Annotated in this window: 19 protein-coding genes, 2 tRNA genes and 1 riboswitch; of the genes, 20 read left to right on the top strand and 1 reads right to left on the bottom strand. The window is 45.9% G+C overall.

Going from position 1 to position 21,435, the window contains the following annotated elements:
- Window positions 1-32: 32 nt before the first annotated feature.
- From NXH67_RS09095 to NXH67_RS09135, 9 genes are all read left to right on the top strand, one after another.
- Window positions 33-1,433, top strand: coding sequence for a glycosyltransferase family 2 protein (locus NXH67_RS09095; RefSeq protein WP_272797188.1), 1,401 nt, complete (start codon window positions 33-35; stop codon window positions 1,431-1,433).
- Window positions 1,434-1,435: 2 nt separating this feature from the next.
- Window positions 1,436-2,401: a glycosyltransferase family 2 protein gene (locus tag NXH67_RS09100; protein ID WP_272797189.1), complete on the top strand. Its 966-nt coding sequence runs from the start codon at window positions 1,436-1,438 to the stop codon at window positions 2,399-2,401.
- Entirely contained in the window at window positions 2,402-3,808 is a 1,407-nt protein-coding gene (locus NXH67_RS09105; RefSeq protein WP_022779736.1) for an undecaprenyl-phosphate glucose phosphotransferase, read from the top strand.
- Window positions 3,809-3,943: 135 nt separating this feature from the next.
- The gene (locus NXH67_RS09110) at window positions 3,944-5,284 is read left to right on the top strand and encodes an LCP family protein (protein ID WP_272797190.1); all 1,341 of its coding nucleotides are present in this window, start codon (window positions 3,944-3,946) and stop codon (window positions 5,282-5,284) included.
- 64 nt (window positions 5,285-5,348) lie between these two features.
- Window positions 5,349-6,281, top strand: a complete 933-nt coding sequence (locus NXH67_RS09115; RefSeq protein ID WP_022779734.1) for a glycosyltransferase family 2 protein — start codon at window positions 5,349-5,351, stop codon at window positions 6,279-6,281.
- 10 nt (window positions 6,282-6,291) lie between these two features.
- Window positions 6,292-6,948, top strand: a complete 657-nt coding sequence (locus NXH67_RS09120; protein WP_272797191.1) for a GTP pyrophosphokinase — start codon at window positions 6,292-6,294, stop codon at window positions 6,946-6,948.
- A gap of 283 nt (window positions 6,949-7,231) precedes the next feature.
- A complete protein-coding gene (locus tag NXH67_RS09125) occupies window positions 7,232-7,759 on the top strand; it encodes a hypothetical protein (RefSeq protein WP_272797192.1) in 528 nt (175 codons plus the stop codon).
- Between the two features lie 120 nt (window positions 7,760-7,879).
- Window positions 7,880-9,379, top strand: a complete 1,500-nt coding sequence (locus NXH67_RS09130; protein ID WP_272797193.1) for a peptidoglycan DD-metalloendopeptidase family protein — start codon at window positions 7,880-7,882, stop codon at window positions 9,377-9,379.
- 147 nt (window positions 9,380-9,526) lie between these two features.
- Window positions 9,527-10,819, top strand: a complete 1,293-nt coding sequence (locus NXH67_RS09135; protein WP_022779730.1) for a UDP-N-acetylglucosamine 1-carboxyvinyltransferase — start codon at window positions 9,527-9,529, stop codon at window positions 10,817-10,819.
- A 67-nt stretch (window positions 10,820-10,886) separates the two neighbouring features.
- Here NXH67_RS09135 and NXH67_RS09140 read toward each other — a convergent pair whose 3' ends face one another.
- Complete coding sequence (locus tag NXH67_RS09140; protein WP_272797194.1) at window positions 10,887-11,972, bottom strand: HD-GYP domain-containing protein; 1,086 nt, start codon at window positions 11,970-11,972, stop codon at window positions 10,887-10,889.
- A 119-nt stretch (window positions 11,973-12,091) separates the two neighbouring features.
- Window positions 12,092-12,209, top strand: a riboswitch (FMN riboswitch).
- Between the two features lie 114 nt (window positions 12,210-12,323).
- On the opposite strand from NXH67_RS09140, the gene NXH67_RS09145 reads away from it, so the two are divergent.
- The 11 genes from NXH67_RS09145 (at window position 12,324) to NXH67_RS09195 (ending at window position 21,222) form a co-directional block, all read left to right on the top strand.
- Window positions 12,324-13,118 (top strand): ECF transporter S component, encoded by a 795-nt coding sequence (locus tag NXH67_RS09145; RefSeq protein WP_272797195.1) that lies wholly within the window; start codon window positions 12,324-12,326, stop codon window positions 13,116-13,118.
- A 915-nt stretch (window positions 13,119-14,033) separates the two neighbouring features.
- The gene (tsaE, locus tag NXH67_RS09150; protein WP_022779727.1) at window positions 14,034-14,471 is read left to right on the top strand and encodes a tRNA (adenosine(37)-N6)-threonylcarbamoyltransferase complex ATPase subunit type 1 TsaE; all 438 of its coding nucleotides are present in this window, start codon (window positions 14,034-14,036) and stop codon (window positions 14,469-14,471) included.
- Window positions 14,472-14,498: 27 nt separating this feature from the next.
- Window positions 14,499-15,713: a tRNA (adenosine(37)-N6)-threonylcarbamoyltransferase complex dimerization subunit type 1 TsaB gene (gene tsaB / locus NXH67_RS09155; protein WP_272797196.1), complete on the top strand. Its 1,215-nt coding sequence runs from the start codon at window positions 14,499-14,501 to the stop codon at window positions 15,711-15,713.
- 7 nt (window positions 15,714-15,720) lie between these two features.
- Window positions 15,721-16,644, top strand: a complete 924-nt coding sequence (locus tag NXH67_RS09160) for a ribonuclease Z (RefSeq protein ID WP_272797197.1) — start codon at window positions 15,721-15,723, stop codon at window positions 16,642-16,644.
- Between the two features lie 39 nt (window positions 16,645-16,683).
- Window positions 16,684-17,268, top strand: coding sequence for a DUF6715 family protein (locus tag NXH67_RS09165; protein WP_022779724.1), 585 nt, complete (start codon window positions 16,684-16,686; stop codon window positions 17,266-17,268).
- A gap of 68 nt (window positions 17,269-17,336) precedes the next feature.
- On the top strand, window positions 17,337-18,440 hold the full coding sequence (gene tsaD, locus NXH67_RS09170; RefSeq protein WP_051139963.1) for a tRNA (adenosine(37)-N6)-threonylcarbamoyltransferase complex transferase subunit TsaD: 1,104 nt from the start codon (window positions 17,337-17,339) through the stop codon (window positions 18,438-18,440).
- A 38-nt stretch (window positions 18,441-18,478) separates the two neighbouring features.
- Entirely contained in the window at window positions 18,479-19,186 is a 708-nt protein-coding gene (ispD, locus tag NXH67_RS09175; RefSeq protein ID WP_022779722.1) for a 2-C-methyl-D-erythritol 4-phosphate cytidylyltransferase, read from the top strand.
- 17 nt (window positions 19,187-19,203) lie between these two features.
- Window positions 19,204-20,304, top strand: coding sequence for a glycosyltransferase family 4 protein (locus tag NXH67_RS09180; RefSeq protein ID WP_272797198.1), 1,101 nt, complete (start codon window positions 19,204-19,206; stop codon window positions 20,302-20,304).
- A gap of 37 nt (window positions 20,305-20,341) precedes the next feature.
- Window positions 20,342-20,845: an acyltransferase gene (locus NXH67_RS09185; protein WP_272797199.1), complete on the top strand. Its 504-nt coding sequence runs from the start codon at window positions 20,342-20,344 to the stop codon at window positions 20,843-20,845.
- Window positions 20,846-20,989: 144 nt separating this feature from the next.
- Window positions 20,990-21,075 (top strand) — tRNA-Ser (locus NXH67_RS09190).
- 58 nt (window positions 21,076-21,133) lie between these two features.
- A tRNA-Ser gene (locus NXH67_RS09195) sits at window positions 21,134-21,222 on the top strand.
- Window positions 21,223-21,435: the final 213 nt, after the last annotated feature.

Consider the following 21,435-nt stretch of genomic DNA (forward strand, 5'->3'; position numbering starts at 1 on the left):
TCGAAAATAATAAATCGGAGAAATACTAATAAATGGGTATAAAAAATGCGGTCTCAAAAACAATAGCATATGCTAAACGCAATGGTGCTAAGGCCGCATTTTTTGCTGCCTTTGAGAGAGTTTCAGATAATTTCAGAGATAAATACAAATACCAGCCGCTGGGAAAAGATGTACTTGAGGAACAGAGGCAGGAGTACAAACTGCTGATGCAGGCCGGGAACTGTGTAAGATTCAGTATTGTGGTTCCTCTTTTTAACACTCCCGAGAAATATCTTAAGGAGATGATTGAGTCTGTTATCGGTCAGACCTACGGCAATTGGGAGCTGGTGCTTGCCGATGCTTCCATGAGTAGTTCCGATATGGCACAGGAATATGCTGACAAGGATCCCAGGATCAGGTATTATCACCTGGGAGTCAACAGAGGAATATCAGGTAATACCAATGCGGGACTTGAGAAGGCCCAGGGCGATTATATAGGTCTTTTGGACCACGACGATCTTCTTACCCCCGATGCCCTCTATGAGGTGTCCAAGGTCATAAGAAAGAGCATGAAGACCAACAAACTGGCCAGATACAGCGACTGCCCCTTAAGACTCATATATTCCGATGAGGATAAATACGACGACAACAAGGGTGTTTACTATGAACCCCATATTAAGCCCCCTTTTAATATGGACTATCTAATGTCCAATAATTATATCTGCCATTTCACGGTGATGAGAGCCGATGTGATAAGAAGGCTCAAGCTCAGGGACAAGTATGACGGAGCCCAGGACTATGATCTGTTCCTTAGGGCCTGCGGCGAGGCGGCGCTTACAATGCCCGCAGCCGGCAATCAGATCGTTCATATAGCCAAGGTCCTCTATCACTGGAGATGCCACAGAGGATCCACGGCGGCCAATCCCGCCAGCAAGACCTATGCCTATGAGGCGGGCAAAAACGCACTTTTGGACTTCTGTACCAAAAACAATATCGCTGCGGATGTGGAATCCCTGCAGCATCTTGGCTTTTACAGGATCAATTATACAGAAGACTTTTTTAATTCCAGAAAAGATGTGGGCTGCATAGGCGGCAAACTTCTTGATAAAAAGGGAAGAATCTGCGGAGGCATCTACAAAAAGGATGGAAGCCGTGTCTACGACAGACTCCCGGAAGGCTTTTCCGGAGGCCCTCAGCACAGGGCTGTTCTGCAGCAGGACTGCGCTGCCGTTGATATCAGATGCATCAGCATAAGACCCGAGTTTATTCCAATATTTGAGGATATAACCAAGACTTCCTATTCCGACAGCTTTTTTGCCGCCGGAGTAAACGACAGCTATTTCGAGGCCATGACAGATGAAGTTCTGATGGAGATGAGCCTTAGGTTCTGCGAGGAAGTGCGAAAGAAAGGCCTCAGGATCCTCTGGGATCCCAAGGTTGTCAAAAGGGTTTGAGAATGAATAAGGTAACCGTGATAATTCCTAATTACAATGGGGCTGGGTTTCTTCCTGATTGTCTTAGGAGCCTTAAAAAACAAACATACACAGATTTTTGTGTTATCATAGTGGATAACGGTTCAGGGGACAGCAGTGTTTCCTATGTTAAGAAGAATCACCCGGAGGTACGTCTCATAGAACTCGGGGACAATACGGGCTTTGCCAATGCGGTTAATGTCGGTATCAGAGCCGCTGACTCGGAGTATGTTTTCCTTCTGAACAATGATACTGTCTGCGACGAGAGAGCCATCGAGGCCCTTGTTCGAGTTATGGACAAGAACAGATCGCTTTTTAGCGCTCAGGCCAAGATGCTGCAGCTTAAGGCGCCGGATCTTGTGGATGATGCAGGAGATTATTACTGCGCTCTTGGTTGGGCATTTGCACCCTCCAAGGACAAGGATTCAGACAGATACAGGAAACGCACTTATATAACGTCTTCCTGCGCCGGAGCTGCCATTTACAGAAAGTCCATGCTGGAGGAAGTAGGACTTTTCGATGAGGCGCATTTCTGCTATCTTGAGGATGTGGACCTTGGCTACAGGGCAAGACTCTACGGCTACAGGAACCTGATGGAACCCTCAGCGGTAGTCTATCACGCAGGAAGCGGCAGCAGCGGATCAAGGCACAATGCATTTAAGGTTGAACTTACCGCAGCCAATAATTTATACTTAATATATAAAAATATGCCTTTTTTACAGGTTTTGATTAATCTTCCGCTGATAATAACAGGGATTATTATCAAGCATGTTTTTTATGTGAAAAAGGGGTTGGGGAAAGCCCATATAAAGGGCCTTCTTAGCGGCTTTTCCAAGATATTCAAGGGCCATGGCAAAAGAGTGCCTTTCAGAGGAAAGCAGGCCTTAAACAGCCTTAAACTGCAGCTTGAGCTGTGGCTTAACTGTCTAAGAAGAATTGGTATTGTTTAAATGATAAAAGATAACCAGACACATCTTAATAGGGCGCATGTTGTGGTGGACGGGCTTATCATAGCCGGTTCTTATATGTTGTCCTATTATCTTAAATTTGAATCTATTTTCAGGGACAAGAACCCCGGCGGTGTGCTTTCTATGTCCACCTATTTTTCTGCGCTTTATTATCTTGTGCCCTCATATCTTTTTCTGTACTACATGGTTCAGCTCTACACCTCAAGGAGAGCTCTGAGACTCTGGAATGAGTTCGTGGATATTGTTCAGGCCAATGTGATGGGAATCATCGGCTTCCTGGTTCTTTTATATATGCTTAAACAGGAGCATTTTTCCCGAACCATGCTTGGTATATTTTTTGTGCTCAATATAGCGCTGACCACTCTGGCCCATGGGCTTTTGCGTAAGTTCCTCAGATATATCAGGAAAAAAGGCTATAACATCAAGCACATTCTTCTGGTGGGATATTCAAGGGCTGCAGAGGCTTATATCAGCAGGATCCTTGAGAATCCACAGTGGGGCTACGATATAGCAGGCGTTCTGGATGATTTCGTTCCCATAGGAACCAGCTACCACGGCATCAAGGTTGTGGGTAAGACAGATCAGCTTCAGGACCACCTTACCAACAGTAACTACGACGAGATCACCATCACCCTTCCTCTGGATGACTACGACAGGCTGGAGGAACTGGTTGCCCAGTGTGAGAAGTCAGGTGTTCACACCAAGTTCATTCCTGATTATACTTCGCTGTTTCCAAGTAACCCCTATACTGAAGATGTTCAGGGACTTCCCGTCATCAATATCAGATATGTTCCTCTTACCAACTCTTTTAACAAGATGGCCAAGAGATTTGTTGATATAGTAGGTTCACTGGTGGGAATAGTGCTCACATCACCGATCATGATAGCCGCAGCCATAGCTGTCAAGCTTAGCAGCAAGGGACCGATTATTTATCAGCAGGAGAGGATCGGCCTGGGCGGACAGCCCTTCATGATGTACAAATTCAGATCCATGAAGGTTCAGACTGAGGACGAGGAGAAAAAGGGCTGGACCACCAAGGGAGATCCCAGAGTTACAGGCGTTGGTGCCTTCCTTAGAAAATACAGTATCGATGAGCTTCCTCAGCTCTTTAACATTTTCATCGGACAGATGAGCCTTGTGGGACCAAGACCTGAGAGACCTCAGTTCGTTGAGAAGTTCAAGGAGCAGATACCAAGATATATGGTTAAACACCAGGTAAGACCCGGACTTACGGGCTGGGCCCAGATTAACGGCTACAGAGGTGACACCTCCATCAGAAAGAGGATAGACTACGATATTTACTATATCGAGAACTGGACCATGACCTTCGATTTCAAGATAATTCTTGGTACTTTAAGGTACGGACTCTTTAATAAAAACGCATATTAATTGTGGCCGTCAAGCCGCATGTTTGCTGGCGCTTCGCATATACTTGTATATTTCTTTTGTTTGTGGCAAAATATACAAGTGTATGCGTTTTTGCTTTTACACATAAAAGTTTTATTGGGAAAAAGGAGAATTGACATGTCTAATCGTGATGACGAGTATTATGACAGAGAAGACAGAAACGACAGAAGACCGCCTCGAGATGACAGATATGATGATTATGATGATTATGAGGACAGACCGGTAAGAAGGAAATCCTCACAGGGAGCATCTTCCCAGGGAACCCGCAGAACATCCTCATCCGGCAGGAGCCAGGGTTCAAGACCTGCTTCCAGGAGTAACGGAGCATCCAGGAACGGCTCAGGAAGATCCGGGGCAGCAAGGAAGAGTTCTGGAAGACCTTCACAGTCAGGAAGAAGACCTTCCAAGAAGAAAAAGAACCAGACCAAGGCAATAGCACTTCTGGTAGGAGAGATCCTTATCGCATGTATTCTTGTACTTGTAGCTTATACATTGTTCTTCAAGGTTGACGTTACCAAAGTTGGTAAGGTTAACATGGACGAAGAGGTAATCAGCCAGAGTATCAACGAGACAGTTGCTGAGAATGAGCAGATGTCAGGATATACCAATATCGCACTTTTCGGTGTTGATGCCCGTGACGGAGAGCTTACCAAGAATACAAGATCAGATACAATTATTATTGCATCCATCAACAATGAGAACGGACAGATCAAGCTGTGTTCCGTTTACCGTGATACTTACCTGAACCTTAGCAATGACTCTTACACCAAGTGTAACGCAGCCTATGCAGAGGGCGGCCCTGAGCAGGCTATTTCAATGCTTAACATGAATCTTGATATGGATATCAAGAATTTCATTACCATCGGTTTCAGAGGACTTACAGATGTTGTTGATGCCCTCGGCGGTGTGACTATAGAGGTTACTGACGCAGAGATTCCTCATCTTAACAACTATCAGTCCACAATGGCTTCAGAGCTGGGACTTAAGTACACACCTGTTAACAGTGCAGGACTTCAGACCCTTAACGGACTTCAGGCTACAGCTTATTGCCGTATCCGTTATACCGCAGGTGATGATTTCAGACGTGCTGAGAGACAGAGAACAGTACTTATGGCTTGTCTTGATAAGGCTAAGGGCATGAGCTTCTCACAGCTTGAGGATGTAGCCAACAAGACCTTTAACGAGACCTATACATCACTGGATCTTACCGAGATCCTTGCACTTCTCAAGAATATTGCCAACTACGAGGTTGTAGACAATAACGGATTCCCTGAGGAGAGCATGAGAGCCACCGGTACCATCGGTAAAAAGGGAAGCTGCGTAATTCCTTCAGATCTTTCCTCCAATGTTAAGTGGCTTCATGAGTTCTTGTTTGACGATTCCGAGTACACTGTATCACCTGATGTTCAGAAGTACAGCGACAAGATCAAGTCAGACACAGATCCGTATTTGAACTGATTATGTTAAAGGGGCCGGGCCTTGTGAGGTCCAACCCCTTTTTCTTTTTATGAGTTGAGGTTATATGTATACAGTTGACGTAATTATTCCAACCTACAAGCCTGATATATCTCTTTTCAGACTTATCGATGATCTTCAGAGCCAGTCTGTGCGCCCGGGTCATATTATCATCATGAATACTGAGCGCAAATACTGGGATGAGCTTGTTACAGACAGCTCAGAGAATCCCCTGGACAAATATGACAATATTATAGTGGAGCATGTCTCCAAGGCTGAGTTTGATCACGGAGAGACCAGAAATAGGGGCGTTGCCCTGTCTGATGCGGATTATTTCCTTATGATGACACAGGATGCCTTTCCCAGGGATAAGATGCTTATCTCAAGTCTTGCCAAGGCCCTGGATAGCGATGTGGCAGCTGCCTATGCAAGGCAGTATCCCAAGAGCGACTGCAATCTTGCAGAGAGATATTCCAGGAAGTTCAACTATCCCAATGAGGCTATGAAGAAGACCCAGGCAGATGTGGGAAGACTTGGAATTAAGACCTATTTTTGCTCAAATGTATGTGCAATGTACAGGCGCGACGTTTATAATGTAATTGGTGGTTTTACTCACAAAACCATTTTTAACGAGGATATGGTCTATGCCGGTAATGCCTGTCAGAAGGGATATGCGATCTGCTACGTACCTGAAGCTGGAGTTATTCATTCCCACAATTACAGCGTATCTCAGCAGTTCCACAGAAATTTTGACCTTGGAGTTTCACAGACCGATCATCCCGAGATCTTTGGCATGATCAGTTCGGAAGCTGAAGGCAAGAAGATGGTGAAACAGACTGTTCAGCATTTTAAACATATTGGCAAGGCCTATCTAATACCTCACTACATTATTATGTGTGGTGCCAGGTTTATGGGGTACAAGCTTGGCAGAAATTACAAGAAACTGCCTAAGGCACTGGTTATCGCCTGTGCCATGAACAAGGATTATTTCCGGAATTAAAGGGGAAAAAATGGAACTTGATCTTGCATCAAACAATATCAAAATCTCAGAGGATATTCATTCCTGGGAAGAAGTTAGTCTTATGTACAACTCTGCGCTCAAGCAGATTACAACCAAAATAGAGATCCTTAACGAGGAGTTTCAGGAGGTTCACAGATACAACCCCATCGAGCACGTTAAGGCAAGGGTTAAGACTCCCGAGAGTATAGTCAAGAAACTCAAAAGAAACGGATACGAATCAACCATCGAGAATATGGTCCGCTATATCAACGACATCGCAGGCATTCGTATCATCTGTTCCTTTACTTCTGATATTTACAGAATAGCCGAGATGATAAGTAACCAGAAGGATATTCAGGTTCTTACTGTCAAGGACTACATTATGAATCCCAAGAAGAGCGGTTACAGAAGCTATCACATGATAGTTTCTCTTCCGGTGTACTTATCAGACAGAATCGTCAATGTTAAGGTTGAGATACAGATAAGAACCGTTGCCATGGATTTCTGGGCTTCATTGGAGCACAAGATTCAGTACAAATTTGAGGGTAAGGCTCCCAATCATATTAATTCAGAGCTTCACGAATGTGCCAAGATGGTAGCTGATCTGGATGCCAGAATGTTGTCACTTAATGAAGAGATTCTGGCCATAGAAGATGGAAAAAAATAAAAAACTCCTCATAAAATGAGGAGTGGGTAGACACGTTTCCGCGCCTACCCTATTATGAAAAAATCTATCTTTCGTTGTTTGGAAGCCGTTTGCCATCGGCTATGTTTATAATATACAAGGCAATTATGAATAAATTATGAACAAAAAATGAACAAAGGGTAAAAATGCCCAATAAACTCGTTTTTGCCAAAACAATCTTGTTAATAATTAATAATAAATGTATGATACTATAGTTGAAGTTGCAAAAAAGAACGGTTGGGGAGGGAATGACGTGGATAACTTTATGAATAAGATTGCGGAAAAGATCGGTGCTCAGGATATCATAAGGGCTAATTCACAGGCTGAGGCCAAGGAAGCAGAGAGAATCAGACTTGAGGCAGAGCACTACAAGGCTCTTATGGAGGAGCTTCGTGCCAATGCCGATAATTTCAAGCAGAACGCAGAGGACTTCAAACTTACAGCAGAGGAATACAAGCAGCATCTTAATGAGATGATCTCAGATGCCAAGGCATATAAAGAGAGTCTTGAGGAGCTCAGGGCCGATTACAAGGAACATCAGGAGCTGCTCGAGGCCAATGAGACCCGGATTCACGATGTCGGCGTTCAGGTATACAGAAACGTTCAGGCAGTTGTTGAGAAGAATCAGGAGAAGAATAAGGATGAGTTCAAGGAGGTCGCAAGACGTCTTGAGTCGATCCAGATCGGGGTTGAGACCAAGAACACAGCAGTTCTTCCGGTACTTATCATCACCCTTTTGGTGGCAGGAGCTGATCTTGTCATCAATTTGCTGAGACTTTTCGGCATAATTTAACAAAAACGAACTATAGAAAGATATCCTAGTATGAATTCAAGCAACACAATGTTTCACAAAAAGATAAAGATATGGTTTTTGCATTCTGCTTTGGTGGTTATCACATTGTGGATTTTGTTTATGCCAAGCTTTGTTAAGTTTGAAAAGGGCGGAAATAACATTTTTACTGTGAGACTTAACAATCAGGTTGTTGGTGTTGTGGCATCCAAAAATGATGCCTACGATGCCTTCAGAAGTGCCAGAAGACAGATCGCAAAGGGAAGCGATGAGCTTACTCTCGCAGCCTCAGATCTCAGTATCCAGGGAAGCAATGTTCTCTGGGCTGAAGTAGATTCCACCGCAGATGTGGCAAAGCAGATGGTTGCCGTTATCAATGCCAACAAGAAGAGCACTCTGAACAGAGCCTATTCCATCAAGATAAATGAGTTTTCAGTCAATCTGGCCAGTATTAACGAAGTAATGCAGCTTCTTAACACTGCTTTGGCTACATATGATACCGAGAATAAGTACGAAGTATCTTTGGAGCTGGACGAGTCGAGAGAGGTTAATGTACTTACTCCCAAGGTGCTGAGCAGGGAAGAGGTCAAAAAGGAAGAGGAAATAGCCCAGACCAGTATGCCGGAAGCAGGCTTTTTCCAGACCGTATCCGATATTGTAAATGAGGCAACCCCTATCGCTTATGACAGAGATTTCTCTGATTATGAGCTGGGACTTGTCAGCATAGACTTTGGCGACAAGGTTGAGATCGTGGAGAGTTATCTTCCAAATGAAGAACTCACAGATCTGTCCACTGCTATTGATGATGTCACCAAGGACAAAGAGACCAATCAGATCTATGAGGTTAAGTCAGGCGATACCCTCAGCAGCATCGCAGTACAGTATGACCTTACCGTGGCTGATCTTATTGCCATGAACGAATCCCTTGAGGATGAGTTCACCAGGATCAGACCTGAGGATGAAATTATCGTAACCGTACCCGAGCCTGAACTTTCAGTGGTATATACTATTCAGGAATACTACGAAGAGGACTACGAGGCGGAAGTACAGTACGTTGACAATAATTCCTGGTACACCACACAGACCAAGGTTATCCAGGAGCCATCAGCCGGTCACAGAAAGGTTGTGGCACTTATCAGCTATACCGACACTGCCGAGAACAGCAGGGAGATTGAGAAGGAAGAGATTACCTATCAGGCTGTTCCCAAGATTGTGGAGAGAGGAACCATTGTGCCTCCTACCTACATCAAGCCTATTTCCGGCGGACGACTTACTTCTCACTTCGGAAGAAGAAATGCACCTACCCGTGGAGCCAGCACCTATCATAAGGGCGTTGACTGGGCTACACCTGTGGGAACTGCCGTTGTGGCTTCTTCTTCAGGCCGCGTTACAAGAGCAGGATGGGGAAGCGGCTATGGTTATTGCGTATACATCAAGCATGCGGACGGCAGGGAGACCAGGTACGGACACCTGTCCAAGGTACTTGTATCCGTAGGCCAGTCTGTATCGCAGGGACAGAAGATCGCCCTTTCTGGTAATACCGGTGTATCCACAGGACCTCATCTTCACTTTGAGATTCTAATTAACGGATCTCAGGTTAATCCGCTTAATTACTTGAATTAACAGAATTTCTTCAGTGTCTGTTTTGACACTGGTACATAAATGTGATATAAATATATTTTGTCTGATTATGAAATTTTGACAATTATTGAGTGGAATTTATATGCATTCGGCACAAAAGCTTTTGTGCATTATGCTAAGAGGATTCTTATGGAAAAATATGTTATAAAAGGCGGAATCCCTCTGGTAGGAGAGGTTGAGATCGGCGGTGCCAAGAACGCAGCACTGGCTATTCTTGCGGCTTCTATCATGACAGACGAAACCGTGTATATAGACAATATGCATGATGGATCTGATACCAATGCCATGCTTCAGGCAATGAAGAGCTCAGGAGCCTTCGTTGAGAGAATCGGCAGACATGCGGTTAAGATCAATGCCTCACAGATACGTGATTATATTTTTGACAACGATGACATGAAGAAGATCAGAGGTTCCTATTATTTCCTTGGAGCCCTGCTCGGCAAATACAAGCAAGGCGGAGTTGTTCTTCCCGGAGGCTGTAGCATAGGCCTTCGCCCTATCGACCAGCATATCAAGGGATTTACCGCTCTTGGAGCCAAGGTCAATATCGGACACGGAATAATAGAAGCTAAAGCAGACACCCTGGTTGGAAGCCACATTTATCTTGATGTTGTCAGCGTTGGTGCTACCATCAATATTATGATGGCTGCGGCAATGGCATCCGGTAAGACTATTATCGAGAATGCAGCCAAGGAGCCCCATGTAGTTGATTTTGCCAACTTCCTTAACAGTATGGGAGCTGACATCAAGGGCGCAGGTACTGATGTTATCAGGATTCGCGGAGTTGAGAGACTTCACGGCACAGAATATACCATTATACCCGATCAGATCGAGGCCGGAACTTTCATGATGGCAGCAGCTGCCACCAAGGGTGATATCACAGTCAAGAATGTTATTCCCAAGCACTTGGAGTCCATAAGTGCCAAGCTCATAGAGATGGGATGCCAGATACATGAATCTGACGACGCTGTAAGAGTTGTAGCTACCAAGAGACTTCAGAATACTCATGTGAAGACTCTTCCGTATCCCGGATATCCTACGGATATGCAGCCCCAGATCACCGTTGCGCTGGGACTTGCCAGTGGTATCAGCATTGTTACCGAGAGCATTTTCGAGAACAGATTCAAATATGTTGATGAGCTCACCAGAATGGGAGCCAACATCAAGGTTGAGGGAAGCACCGCTATTGTTGAGGGTGTGGACAAATATACAGGAGCAGTGATATCAGCTCCCGACTTGAGAGCAGGCGCAGCGCTTGTTATTGCGGCTCTTACAGCAGAAGGATATTCAACCGTCGAAGACATTAAGTATATTGAGAGAGGCTATGAGGACTTTGATGCCAAGCTAAGAGAGCTTGGAGCCCAGATTGAGAAGGTTGATTCCGACAGAGAGATAACCAAGTTTAAAATGAAACATGCATAAGTGGATTACCACTTATGCATGTTTTTTTATGTATCGGTTTATGTATGTATTTGTTTTGAGATTTGGATCATATTATTTCCTGGATATAAACACCGGGGCATTTGCTCAGATCGATGTAATCCTCGCCGACCTTTATGGTGGGCCTTGATAAATGAGTTTTGTTGATAAAAATGATCTCACCTATTTCTCCGGTATTTAGCCTTACAGTATTCAGCAGATAGGTGTTAACGATGTTCTGAAGGAATACCATGATTATCTCTGCGTCATATTTGTGAAGACCCTCATCCTCAAACATTGAAATGGCAATGAAGGGACACATGGGACCTCTGTAGTGGCGGGCACTGGTCATGGCATCATATACATCAGCTATGGCCACAGCCTTGGCAAATCTGTCAATCTGCGGTCCCTTTATCTTAAGCGGATAACCGGTGCCATCGCATCTTTCGTGATGCATGAGAGCTGCATTTTTAACATGAGTGCTGATGTTTATGGGCCTTAGTATCTCATAGCCTCTCTGAGGATGAGTCTGTACAATTGAGAATTCATCGCTGGTAAGCTTGCCGGGCTTGGTGATGATGGTGTCGGGAATCATGAGCTTGCCGATATCGTGGAACAGCCCCGCCTGGGTGGCTATCTCCAGTTCCTCGTCATTCCATTTCAGCCACTGTCCAAGAATATTGGTTATAAGAGCCACGTTGATGCAGTGGGTATAGGTGGCATCATCGTACATGCGAAGATTATGCAGCATGTCAAAAATGTTGGTGGCAGTTCGCCCTTTTTTCAGAAGCCCATAAATAGGGGCCATCATATTGTCTAAATTAAAATTGGAATCGTTATTGATAAGGTCATTGATCGCATGCTCGAATCTTGAGGCACATTCCTCAAAGTCCGCACGAAACTCCTTAAACTCTTTGGATTCTTTAAGTCTCTCGGAATAGGATAGACCCGAGGCCGTGGAAATATTCGGCTCAACCACCTCTACAGGGTCATCTTCCACCAGGACATCGATAATAGAATAAAAGGCAAGTCTTGCGATGTCCTTATCCTCAAGAACCATACCTTTATCCAGAAGTTTTATATATGAATCATAGGTATAGACATCATTGGCCAGCACCATTCCCGGTGTCAGCTTTCTTGTCACAACTCTCTTCATCTTAACCTCATAAATGAAATTGCGAAAGTAGGTCACTATATCAATATTACAGATAATTTGATTATAAATTTACGTAAGGTACTTGTCAAATTCGGTATTTGTGCTAGTATATGCATATAATAATTCTTCGGGGCAGGGTGTGATTCCCAACCGGCGGTATAGTCCGCGACCCGCTTAGGCGGCTGATTTGGTGTGATTCCAAAACCGACAGTATAGTCTGGATGAGAGAAGAATGCACAATAGTTCTTATTCTTGTGGCAGCCCCAGGTCTAGGTAGTGACTTGGAGCTTTTTATTTTTCTTTATCTCAATTTTCTAACAACATTACCCGATGAGAAAAGAGGAAAATTAAATGAGTGAAAAACAGAATTTACTTACAACCGTAGCACAGAACTGGGAGCATTTTGTTGCGCTGGTTCTTTTGATCCTGGCAGCTTTCTTCGTTACCTTTATTGTAGAGAAGCTTGCAAGAAAGGAAGAGCTTAAGAGAGACGGAAGAGCTGAGGCTATGTTCAGCGTAAGGAAGATCGCCATTATCGGTGTATTTTCAGCAATTTCCTTTGTGCTCATGTTTTTTGAGTTCCCGCTGTTCTTTGCACCTTCCTTCTACAAATTTGATTTCAGCGACATTCCGGCCCTTATCGGCGGCTTTGCCTGCGGTCCCATGGTTGCTGTGATGATCGAGTTCGTGAAGGTTATGCTCAATATTCTTATACAGGGAACAACCTCCGGATTCGTTGGAGAGATCGCCAATTTCGTAGTTGGAGCTGCCTTCGTTGTTCCCGCAACCGTCATCTACAGATTCAAAAAGAGCAGAAAGACAGCACTTATCAGCTGCCTTGCCGGAACCGTATGCATAGCCTTTGTTGGCGCAGTTCTCAATGCCTTCTTCCTGTTACCTGCCTATGCGGTAATGTTCGGTAGCGGAGTTGATGCATTTATTGAGATGGGAACAGCTATCAATCCTGCGGTTACCAATCTGTTTACATTCTGTGCGCTTTGTGTTGCACCGTTCAATCTGTTGAAGGGTATTGCGGACAGTATTATTACATTTTTGGTGTACAAGCAGCTTAGTCCCATACTCAAGGCTGATAAAACCTCAGTCTCCCGCAAAATACACAAAACCGAAGCTGAGGTAGAAGGCTAAATATAATTATAGGTTTCCATAACGCTCCGGCTCTGCCTTGTGTGTATTTCCTGCAGGCCGTCCATTACACATCAAAAGCATCGTAAAAACACTTGTTTTCGTGCGCCTCGTGATTTTCTAAGTCTCGATGTCGAAGGAATGACTCCTACTCATACCTATTCGTGGACAGTCGTCATTCCTTCAACCTTTCGACTTGAAAATCATGTCGTCGTACAAGAACTGCGCGTTTTTCCGGTGCTTTCGCTATGTAATGGACTACTTAACTGACATCCACCCAAGGCAGAGCCGGAGCTGTTCTTGTCTACCACCACAAATAGTTAATTCCTTATTTCCTATCCTTCTACCATCACCCTTCGTAACAAAAACAACAATCCCAAATCAAGCGGCAAATTGCACAGCGGTGCAATTTGCCGCTTCCCGGCGAAGCCGGTAACCAGCCTCGGCTTAAGCGGAGGCTGGTTTTGCGATTGCGATTGCGGTTGCCCAACAAACTATGATTTGCTTGTAAAGAACTACCATCAAATGATTGGTAGCAGATTCACCATATGTGGAGGGGGAGTGCACAGCAGGAGTGGGATGGAAGAGGGAGGCGGAGGGGAGGACACTGCAGGGGGTAAGCGTCGGAAAAATGCGCAGTTCTTGTACGACGACATGATTTTCGAAGCGAGAGGGAAGGGGAGCGCCGATTGTTCTGAACAGGGTGAAATGAGGTGCTTCCCTTTCATCGAGCTTCAGAAAATCACGAGGCGCACGAAAACAAGTATTTTTAAGGCGCTTACCCCCTGCAGTGTCCTCACCTTCGACTTCTTCTTTCATGCCACTCCTGCGTACTCTGTTCACTACCACAGGTGGATGCTACCAACCCCATTTTTATGGTATACTACAAGTAATTATAGTTTTAATTAGGAGTTTAGTATGGAGATTGTAACCAAGCATGAGTCATTCAGCCCCGACGAAACCTTCGCCATCGGCCAAAGAATCGGTGAGACCGCCCAGCCGGGCCAGCTCTTCACCCTCGTCGGTGACCTTGGCGTCGGCAAGACCGTTTTTACCCAGGGCATAGCCAGAGGCCTTGGAATTGACGGCCCCGTCAGCAGCCCCACCTTCACCATAATTCAGGTGTACGATCAGGGCCGCATCCCCTTTTACCATTTTGACGTCTATCGCATCGGCGACATCAGCGAGATGGACGAGATCGGCTATGAGGATTATTTTTACGGGGATGGTCTGTGCATCGTTGAGTGGGCCAACCTCATCGAGGAGCTTCTTCCCGAGCACTACACAGAGATCGTTATAGAGAAGAACCTTGAGAAGGGCTTTGATTACAGACTCATAACCATGATCAAGAAGTAATTAGGAAAAGGACATTTTTCATAGAATATGAAGATACTTGCAATCGATACATCAGGTCTTGTGGGCGCCGTTGCCATTGCCGACGGCGATATGCTCCTGGCCCAGTTTTCAATTCAATATAAGACAACACATTCCGAGATTCTTATGCCCATGCTGGACGACATGTGCAGGAAGGTTCATCTGGACCTTTCTTCCATCGACGCCATAGCTGTGGCCAAGGGCCCGGGATCCTTTACTGGCCTTAGGATAGGCGCCGCCACTGCCAAGGGACTTGCTCTTGCACTGGATAAGCCTATTATTCCCGTGCCCACCGTGGACGGCATCGCCTACAACCTCTACGGCAATGAGAAGGTCATCTGCCCCATGATGGATGCCAGAAGGAACCAGGTCTACACCGGCCTCTACACCTTCGTGCCCAAGATGCCTGAGGGTAAGAGCATGGAGCGCACCTTCGACATGCAGATAATTCATGGCCAGTACGCCGCTGCTCTTGACGACATCATTAACGAGATCAACACTCTTGGGAAGGCTGTGATCCTCCTTGGAGACGGCGTTCCCGTTTATCATGATCTTTTGGAAAAAAATCTCAAGGTGCCCTATTCAATTGCGCCTCTCCACCAGAACAGGCAGAGTGCGGCAGCCCTTGCGGCTCTCGGAGCAAAGATGGCAGAGGAAGGCATCCTGGTTTCAGCTGATGAGTTTGCTCCTGATTATCTGAGACTCTCTCAGGCAGAGAGAGAAGCCAAGGAAGGCGCTGACCACAAGAAGGACAACAGGAAGTCCGACATCAAGACTCCCGGCATCATTCGCGTAAGGCAGATGACCGCCGAGGACATCGACGACGCAGCTGCGCTGGAGAAACTCAACCTTGGCAAAGAAGCCTGGAACCGCAAACAGCTCCTGGATGCAATGACAAGAGATGACACGATTTATCTCGTTGCCGAGAAGGCCGGAAGAATCGTGGGGCTCTGCGGAGTTCAGAACGTCTCAGGAGACGGAGAAGTCACCAATGTTTCTGTTGCAGGCGACTGCAGGAAGGAAGGCGTTGGCTACAAGATGGTCAAGCAGCTCCTTGAAAGGGGCAGGGGCCTTGGAATAGAGAATTATACACTGGAAGTAAGAAAGGCCAACGCTGCCGCCATCAGGCTCTATGAGAAGCTTGGATTTGTCAGTGAGGGTGTTCGTCCCGGCTTCTACGACGAACCCAAGGATGATGCTGTAATTTATTGGAAAAGGAATTAAGAAATATATGATAGATGTTTGTCTTCTCGGAACAGGCGGAATGATGCCTCTTCCGAACCGATTTCTCACTGCTTTGTTTGTGAGATACAACGGAAAATGCGTGCTGATAGACTGCGGCGAGGCCACCCAGATCGCAATGAAGAAAAAGGGACTTAGTGCCAAACCCATAGATATTATCTGTTTTACCCATTATCACGCAGACCATATCAGCGGTCTTCCCGGAATGCTCCTTACCATGGGCAATGCCGAGAGGACGGAGCCCCTTCTTATGGTGGGCCCCAAGGGACTTGAAAGAGTCGTTAATTCGCTCAGAGTCATTGCTCCCGAGCTTCCCTTTGAGATCAGATTCAAGGAGATCACCGAGGATGAAATGTCCTTTGAACCGGAGGGAATGCCCGGTTTTACCATAAGTGCTTTTAAGGTTAATCACAACATCACCTGCTACGGCTATTCCATGAGCCTTAGAAGGCAGGGCAAGTTCGATGTGGAGGCAGCCCAGAGCGCCGGAATCGACAAGAGATACTGGAATCCTCTTCAGAAGGGGGAAACTGTAACTACCCCCGAGGGCATTACCTATACTCCCGATATGGTTCTGGGACAAGAGAGAAAAGGCATCAAGCTCACCTACACCACCGACAGCAGACCCACCGACAACATAGTACGAAACGCCAAGGATTCGGATCTTTTTATCTGCGAAGGAATGTACGGCGAGCCCGATAAGATCAAGAAAGCAAAAGAATATAAGCATATGACCTTTTATGAAGCGGCGAAGATGGCCAAGGACGCCGAGGTTAAGGAGATGTGGCTTACTCATTACAGCCCTTCTCTGGTGAACCCTTCGGAGTTCATGCCCGAGGTCAAGAAGATTTTTCCCGCTTCCAAGGCGGCCAAGGACGGACGCAGCGTAGAACTTAGATTTGAAGAAGAGTGATGTGAGGCAGTGGGGCCCACAGCTCAGAAATGAGGGGACATGGAAAAAAACAGTGTTAGTTCTGCAGTTGTCAAGTCAATCGTACTGGTTGCTCTCGGAGCAATTATCATTCTGGGAGTGTATCTTCTGCTTAACAGGGGGAAAAAGAGCGGAGGAGAAGAGGTCTATGACCTGACGGTGGTGGACGAGATAACCACCACCAACCTTGATAAGAATTATCCTGCGGATGCCCGCAAGGTTGTGGACCTCTACGCCAGAACAATGAAGGTTCTGTACAAGGAGAAATACTCCGATGAACAGCAGACCAAGATGCTGGATGTGCTGGCGGGAATCATGGACGACGAGCTTCTGGCAGCCCAGAGCAATTTCTATAAGTCCATGAGAGATGAGATTAAGGGCAAGAAGGATGAGGATTATTCAATCCCCGCCTATGTTGTTCAGAGCAAAGAACCCGAAGTTGTCACCGTGGATGGCAAAAAAATGTGCACCGTCAAATGCCTCTTTTCCTTGAGACACGGCACTGTCAGCTCCGCCACTTACTACGAATTCATAATGAGGCAGGACGACCAGGGCAAGTGGAAGATACTCGGCTGGAACATCCTGGAGGATGAGTCCGCTTTCTAAGATTATAAAATTATAACGGTGAATATATGGAAATCAATAAGAATATAGAAGATGACGGCGTTATCTTCATGTCCATCAAAGACAAGGAGAACGCTGACAAAGAGAATACTAATCAAGCTAATAAAGGCGGGGATGTGACAATCCTCGCCATTGAAAGCTCCTGCGATGAGACCGCTGCAGCAGTTGTCAGAAACGGAAGGGAAGTTATGTCCAATATTATCTCTTCCCAGATCGCGCTGCACACCATTTACGGCGGCGTTGTCCCCGAGATCGCATCCAGGAAGCATGTAGAGAAAATGAACGGCTGCATCAGAGCCGCCCTTTCAGAAGCTGGGATTACCCTTGATGATATCGATGCAGTTGCCGTGACCTACGGCCCCGGTCTTGTAGGCGCCCTTCTCGTTGGAGTATCCGCCGCCAAAGCCATCGCTTTTGCCAAGAACAAACCACTTATCGGAGTCCACCATATTGAGGGACATATCAGCGCCAACTTTATCGAGAACAAAGACCTGGAGCCTCCCTTCGTATGCCTTGTGGTATCCGGCGGTCACTCTCATCTCGTGGTGGTTAAAGACTACGGCGAATACGAGATCATAGGCCAGACCAGAGACGATGCGGCAGGAGAAGCTTTTGACAAAGTGGCCAGAGCCATCGGACTTGGATACCCCGGAGGCCCCAAGATTGACAAGGCAGCCAGAGAGGGTAACCCCGATGCTTTCACCTTCCCTCAGGCCAAGATTGGCGATGCGCAGTACGATTTCTCTTTTAGCGGACTTAAGTCCTCAGTACTTAATTATATAAACCAGGCTAAGATGCAGGGACAGGAGCTGAACCAGTCCGATGTTGCGGCGTCCTTCCAGAAGGCAGTTGTGGAAGTCCTTGCGGGACACGCCATCCTTGCCTGCAAAGAATACGGCTACAACAAGCTCGCCATCGCCGGAGGAGTCGCCTCCAACACAGCGCTCAGAGAACTTCTGGAAAAAGAGTGTGCGGCAAACGGCATAAGCTTCTACAGACCTTCGCCTGTTCTTTGTACCGACAATGCAGCCATGATAGGCGCTGCAGCTTATTTTGAATATGAAAAAGGTGTCAGATTCGGCCTTGATATGAACGCCGTTCCCAATCTTCCTCTGGGAGACAGGGAGCGCAGATATCACGCCAACAAGAACTGACTTATTCGTACACCAATAATGCTATCGGGAGGAGCTACATGAAGACAGTAGCCATAGTGCTTGCAGCCGGAAGCGGCAGCAGAATGAATTCAGATGTTAAAAAGCAGTACATGGAGATCGGCGGTAAACCGCTTATATACTATTCTCTCAAGGCCTTTGAAGAGAGCATGATCGACGATATTGTTCTCGTGGTATCCAGGGGAGACATCGACTATGTACGTAAGGAAATAGTGGAAAAATATGGCTTTGACAAGGTTACTGCTATTGTTGAGGGAGGACTCTACAGGTATCACAGCGTCCGCCTCGGACTTGAAGCAGCAGATCCTTCCTGCGACTACGCTTTTATCCACGACGGAGCAAGACCTTTTGTTAACAGAGATATCATAACCAGGTCCCTTCATGCGGTTAAGGAATACGGAGCCTGTGTGGTCGGCATGCCTGTTAAGGACACCATCAAACTTGCCGATGACAAGGGATTTGCCCAGTCCACACCCGATCGCAGCAAGACCTGGATGATCCAGACACCTCAGACCTTTTCCTTTGGGCTGATACTTGATCTGTACAGAAGGCTCGACAGAGAAGAGGGCGAGCTGATGTCCAAGGGCATTAACATCACCGACGATGCCATGGTAGTGGAGTATTTTACCGACAAAAAGGTCAAGCTCGTGGAAGGCTCCTACAATAATATTAAGATAACGACTCCGGAGGATATTCCGGCAGCCGAAGCCATACTAAGAACTATTTGACACTTTTGGGGCAGGATATGGAAAAAGAAAAACGCAGAATCTGCATGATCGTCCAGCAGAGGGATGTTAAGGGCGGGATCGCGGCCGTTACAAACGGCTACTACGGCAGCAGAATAGAGACAGATTACGATATTCGCTATGTTGAATCCTATTGTGATGCATCCAAGTTAAAAATGATACTCAAGGCCCTTAGGGCATACATTGAATTCAGCAAGGTCTTAAGAGATTTCAAACCGGAACTTGTGCATATTCATTCATCTTTCGGAGGAAGCTTCTACAGGATGCAGCCCTTTATCCACATGGCAGGCAAAAGGGGGATTCCCATCCTGGATCACTGCCACGGAGCCGACTTCGAGACTTTTTATGTGAGGGCATCTGATAAAAAGAAGGCCAGGATCAAGACGGTTTTCAGCCGCTTTTCCATGGTGATAGTTCTTTCCGGGGAATGGAAGGAAAGGCTCAGTGCTTTTTTACCAAAGGACAAGTTAAGAGTTATTAACAATTACTGTAAACCAAGGCCTCAGAGTGAAGTTGCAGGATTTCTTGATGCACGTTTTGCAGCGAGACAGATACTGTTTCTTGGAGAACTTGGACATCGCAAAGGCGGTTATGATTTTACGGGCATCGTTTCTCGTGTGACGGAGAGATTCCCTGATGCGGTATTTGTTTTTGCCGGCAGCGGTTCTAAGGAAGATGAAACTGCGATAAAAGGCTCCCTGGAACAGGCGGGACTTATGAAGAACTGCCGTTTTCCGGGCTGGGTTCGAGGCGGAGAGAAGGACAAGCTCCTTAAGGAGTCCTCACTCTTTTTGCTTCCTTCTTATCAGGAGGGGCTTCCCATGGCTATTCTTGATGCGATGGCCTACGGACTTCCTGTGGTTTCAACTAATGTCGGAGGAATTCCTCAACTTATCGTAAGCGGGGAGAGCGGCTTCATTGCAGAACCCGGAGACTGTGACAAACTATCTGACGGAATCTGCAGAATCCTGGATAATGAGACCGACTACAAGGCTTTATCAGCTGAAAGTCACAGAATTGCGGCCGAAGAGTTTGGATTTGACGCTCATTTGGCTAAGCTTGAAAAAGTTTATGAAGAAATTTTGACACAGCGAAGATGATCATCGTATAAACAAATGTAAAGTGAAGGCGGGGGAAATGCGGTCACCAATTATTTACTTAAAAAACCTATTTGGAATACTCGGAAGAAAGATCAGATATGCCGGGCGGTTTTCGGCGGGATGGATCCAGACCTTTGACCATCTTCATACGGAAATATACGGTAAAGGATCCGTTAAGCTTGGGGCATATAACCAGAACAGAGGTAATCTCTACCTGGTTGCCAATAACGGCAAGCTTGAGATAGGCGATCATTGTTTCTTTAATACAGGCTGCTGCGTCACTGCTCTTGAGAGCATCAAGATCGGTAACGGATGCAAATTTGGTAATAATCTGGTTATAGTGGATCATGATCATGATTATAAAAAAGCAATGGATTCAGACTTCATTACCGAAAAAGTTGTCATCGGAAACAATGTTTGGGTGGGAGCAAATGTGACAATCCTAAGGGGGACCACGATTGGCGACAACGCCGTTATTGGTGCGGGTTGCGTCATAAAAGGCAACATCGAACCTAAATCAAAAATCGTTCAAAAAAGATGAAAATATTATTTTTTAAAAAAAAGTTGAAAAACATGCTTGACATGTTATGGCGGCTTTGTTAATATATATCTTGCGCTGCGGTGAGCGCCACAAACGTTCACAACAAGCAATAGTTCTTATTTTGAATATTGAATAAGACAACTCGGAGCGATATCGAAGCGGTCATAACGAGGCGGTCTTGAAAACCGTTTGGCGGCAACGCCACAAGGGTTCGAATCCCTTTCGCTCCGCTTAATTATGAACACGCTGCTACAAACAATATAATATTTATATTGAATCAACTATTTTGCAGAAGTACTCAAGTGGTTGAAGAGACACCCCTGGAAAGGGTGCAGGTCGTTAATAGCGGCGCGAGGGTTCAAATCCCTCCTTCTGCGTTTACCTTGCGTAAACAGTAAGGTCATAATTAAAGTACCTTGACAAATAAACAGTAATGCAACCCTGAAAAATTCCAAGAGAATTATTCAGAATTAACAAACCAAAAGTAATAACGGACAGAACATTAAAGCCAAGCTTTTAGTTCTGGCCGGATTGAACAAAACATTTAAACGTGAGAGTTCGATCCTGGCTCAGGATGAACGCTGGCGGCG

The sequence above is a fragment of the Butyrivibrio sp. DSM 10294 genome (genome assembly GCF_028539135.1).
GTDB lineage: Bacteria > Bacillota > Clostridia > Lachnospirales > Lachnospiraceae > Butyrivibrio.

What these genes read in the sequence shown, in the direction of transcription:
- NXH67_RS09095 (WP_272797188.1), top strand. Translation starts at nt 33, where the DNA reads ATGGGTATAAAAAATGCGGTCTCAAAAACAATAGCATATGCTAAACGC.
- NXH67_RS09100 (WP_272797189.1), top strand. Translation starts at nt 1,436, where the DNA reads ATGAATAAGGTAACCGTGATAATTCCTAATTACAATGGGGCTGGGTTT.
- NXH67_RS09105 (WP_022779736.1), top strand. Translation starts at nt 2,402, where the DNA reads ATGATAAAAGATAACCAGACACATCTTAATAGGGCGCATGTTGTGGTG.
- NXH67_RS09110 (WP_272797190.1), top strand. Translation starts at nt 3,944, where the DNA reads ATGTCTAATCGTGATGACGAGTATTATGACAGAGAAGACAGAAACGAC.
- NXH67_RS09115 (WP_022779734.1), top strand. Translation starts at nt 5,349, where the DNA reads ATGTATACAGTTGACGTAATTATTCCAACCTACAAGCCTGATATATCT.
- NXH67_RS09120 (WP_272797191.1), top strand. Translation starts at nt 6,292, where the DNA reads ATGGAACTTGATCTTGCATCAAACAATATCAAAATCTCAGAGGATATT.
- NXH67_RS09125 (WP_272797192.1), top strand. Translation starts at nt 7,232, where the DNA reads ATGAATAAGATTGCGGAAAAGATCGGTGCTCAGGATATCATAAGGGCT.
- NXH67_RS09130 (WP_272797193.1), top strand. Translation starts at nt 7,880, where the DNA reads ATGCCAAGCTTTGTTAAGTTTGAAAAGGGCGGAAATAACATTTTTACT.
- NXH67_RS09135 (WP_022779730.1), top strand. Translation starts at nt 9,527, where the DNA reads ATGGAAAAATATGTTATAAAAGGCGGAATCCCTCTGGTAGGAGAGGTT.
- NXH67_RS09140 (WP_272797194.1), bottom strand. Translation starts at nt 11,972, where the DNA reads ATGAAGAGAGTTGTGACAAGAAAGCTGACACCGGGAATGGTGCTGGCC.
- NXH67_RS09145 (WP_272797195.1), top strand. Translation starts at nt 12,324, where the DNA reads ATGAGTGAAAAACAGAATTTACTTACAACCGTAGCACAGAACTGGGAG.
- tsaE (WP_022779727.1), top strand. Translation starts at nt 14,034, where the DNA reads ATGGAGATTGTAACCAAGCATGAGTCATTCAGCCCCGACGAAACCTTC.
- tsaB (WP_272797196.1), top strand. Translation starts at nt 14,499, where the DNA reads ATGAAGATACTTGCAATCGATACATCAGGTCTTGTGGGCGCCGTTGCC.
- NXH67_RS09160 (WP_272797197.1), top strand. Translation starts at nt 15,721, where the DNA reads ATGATAGATGTTTGTCTTCTCGGAACAGGCGGAATGATGCCTCTTCCG.
- NXH67_RS09165 (WP_022779724.1), top strand. Translation starts at nt 16,684, where the DNA reads ATGGAAAAAAACAGTGTTAGTTCTGCAGTTGTCAAGTCAATCGTACTG.
- tsaD (WP_051139963.1), top strand. Translation starts at nt 17,337, where the DNA reads ATGTCCATCAAAGACAAGGAGAACGCTGACAAAGAGAATACTAATCAA.
- ispD (WP_022779722.1), top strand. Translation starts at nt 18,479, where the DNA reads ATGAAGACAGTAGCCATAGTGCTTGCAGCCGGAAGCGGCAGCAGAATG.
- NXH67_RS09180 (WP_272797198.1), top strand. Translation starts at nt 19,204, where the DNA reads ATGGAAAAAGAAAAACGCAGAATCTGCATGATCGTCCAGCAGAGGGAT.
- NXH67_RS09185 (WP_272797199.1), top strand. Translation starts at nt 20,342, where the DNA reads ATGCGGTCACCAATTATTTACTTAAAAAACCTATTTGGAATACTCGGA.